The organism is Limnospira sp. (genome assembly GCF_051859755.1).
Classification (GTDB): domain Bacteria; phylum Cyanobacteriota; class Cyanobacteriia; order Cyanobacteriales; family Microcoleaceae; genus Limnospira; species Limnospira fusiformis.
The window spans coordinates 1-724 of sequence record NZ_JBIMLI010000390.1 but is presented as its reverse complement, the minus strand read 5'-3'; the positions used below and the strand labels follow the sequence as shown (position 1 = coordinate 724).

Genomic DNA, 724 nt, shown 5'->3' with positions numbered 1-724 from the left:
CACCGCACATTGGCGATACACTGGGGGCAATGACTCCCACAATTGGCGGGCTGCGGCTTCATCCCGTGCACCAATGTCAACACCGACAATCTCACGGGTTTTTACGTCGAGAGCTAACCAAATCCACTGTTTGTTTCCTTTATGGTTGACAAATGACCACAATTCATCACATTGAATCGTTAACCTCCCGTTTTTTGCGCCTCACCTGGACTTGGCGGGGCACAGAGGCATATTTCTGATTGACGTAGTTTGGCAGCCAGGGCTCAGACACTTGGACGGCCCGTGCTATTCCGGCAAGGGGAATTCTCTCCATCCGCAAACGGTCAATCAGAGACCGTGTTTCTTGGTCAATCACCTTTTTGGTGGGGGTGTTCAACAAACTGTCGTCCATAATCACGACACTTGAACCGTTGTTTGCCGTTGTGAATCCGTCCATTTTTGACGGTGTGGGTAGATGTACAAGTTGGGCAGGCAGGTATGGAAATTGAACCCGAGTCGGTTTTGTTATGGTCGAAAGGGAAGTCGCCTTCCCCAACTCCAATTCCAAACCGTACTTGAGACTTTCACCTCATACGGCTCGTGATGTGGATACCCCTTTGTCATTGGGAACAGGGCTACAACCCCCTGCTTTATGACCTCAACTTTCGGAGCTATAGCATTAGTCAAGGTGGTTAGGACGCAGCTTTGAGAACGGAATCCATGGCATCATGGAGAGAATCAAACT

The 724-nt window shown here is 49.7% G+C and carries 3 protein-coding genes; all 3 read right to left on the bottom strand.

Features of this window, described 5'->3' with window-relative positions:
* A partial coding sequence (locus tag ACTIE0_RS24820) for an IS1 family transposase (RefSeq protein WP_439517072.1) occupies nt 1-162 on the bottom strand: 162 nt, incomplete at its 3' end.
* A 4-nt stretch (nt 163-166) separates the two neighbouring features.
* Nucleotides 167-436: a hypothetical protein gene (locus ACTIE0_RS24815; protein ID WP_006670962.1), complete on the bottom strand. Its 270-nt coding sequence runs from the start codon at nt 434-436 to the stop codon at nt 167-169.
* The gene (locus ACTIE0_RS24810; protein WP_187758869.1) at nt 348-542 is read right to left on the bottom strand and encodes an IS1 family transposase; all 195 of its coding nucleotides are present in this window, start codon (nt 540-542) and stop codon (nt 348-350) included. The genes ACTIE0_RS24815 and ACTIE0_RS24810 overlap by 89 nt, the downstream gene beginning before the upstream one ends.
* Nucleotides 543-724 lie beyond the last annotated feature (182 nt).